The following is a 1396-nucleotide window of genomic DNA, read 5'->3' as shown; positions in this document are numbered from 1 at the left end:
TCGCTTACATATTTTTCATTAAATTTATTTAAAATTAGCATTGTTGGCGCCCCTATCGCGACATTTACAAAGCAGATTATCACAGTGGCTTTGGTAATTATAGCTGTAATGCTGTTTTGTGTGATTTTGTATCAAAAATACTCAAAAACTCTCGTGAAAAATTTCAAATTTGCCATTTTGTTTTGGGTGTGTTTTATGACAGCTTTTGCCCTAAATCCTATGGTTGTGGCGTGCTATAAACTTTATATGTTATTAAATCCGCCTGTTATCGCACTCAAACACGCAGTCTATCCATACCTAAAAGTCCCAAATCCAAAAATTGCAATCAAAAATAAAAATATTGTTTATATTTTTTTAGAAAGCTTTAACCAAAGCTACACAAATCCGCAAATTTTCCCAGATCTTACGCCTTATATTTCAAATTTAACGCATAAAATCAATTTTAGCAATGTCGGGCAAAGCCATGGCGCACAAATCACCATAGAGGGTATGTTTGCGGCAAACTGCGCCCTGCCATATATTTTTAACTTCTCAAATCCTGATAAAAACGCATTTTATCCAAACATAAAATGTGCTAGCGAAATTCTAAAAGATCAGGGGTATCATACATACTTTATGAAGGGTGCGCCACTGGATTTTCAAAAAACAGATGAGTATCTAGAAGCGGGCAAATTCGATGAAACCAAAGGCAACGAAGAGTTAATCGCGCAAAGTGCTACAAGGCTAAATGAGTGGGGCGTAGATGATGACGAGATGTTTGAGATAGCATGGGAGGATTTCGTGCGCCTATCAAAAAGCAAAAAGAAATTTTTCCAAAACATTTTAACAGTTTCAACCCATGTGCCAAACGGCTTTATACCGAAAGCTTGCGAAAATATATCGTATGAAAAGCATGATATACAAATGCTACGCGCAGTCAAATGCACAGATATGTTGCTTGGTAAATTTATCGATAAAATCCGCGCTTCGGAATTTAGCAAAAATACCATTATCGTCATACAAAGCGACCACAAAGTCCCCGTAATCGAAGAGAGCAAAGAGGTAGAAAAACTCGCAAATTCACAGGGCGGACTTGTTTTTATGATATTAGACGATGATATTAAAGAGGATATTTATATAGATAATAATGGTTCTAGTATCGATACGATGACTACGCTTTTGGGGTATTTGGGTATATTAGACGAGATGAATTTGGGCAAAAATTTGCTAAAAAGCAACGGATTTAGGATAACTGGTGCGTTTCCTGGTTTGGTAGCTAGATTGCTTCCGCATATCGATTATGCAGAGATAGATAAATAATGTCTAACATAATTATCCTTACAAACAAAAAAAGCTCGGAAGCCGAAGCTCCGAGCCAGTTATTATTTTTTAACTTAGTAAGAAATTATCTTACAAC

At 36.0% G+C, this 1396-nt stretch carries 1 protein-coding gene; it reads left to right on the top strand.

What is annotated here, in order from left to right:
- The coding region (locus tag OFN67_RS08030; RefSeq protein ID WP_270874022.1) for a sulfatase-like hydrolase/transferase at window positions 1–1299 on the top strand (1299 nt) is incomplete at its 5' end.
- Window positions 1300–1396 lie beyond the last annotated feature (97 nt).

The sequence above is a fragment of the Campylobacter sp. JMF_11 EL3 genome, from assembly GCF_027736965.1.
In the GTDB taxonomy this organism is placed as follows: domain Bacteria; phylum Campylobacterota; class Campylobacteria; order Campylobacterales; family Campylobacteraceae; genus Campylobacter_B.
This window is presented reverse-complemented; position numbering and strand designations above follow the sequence as displayed.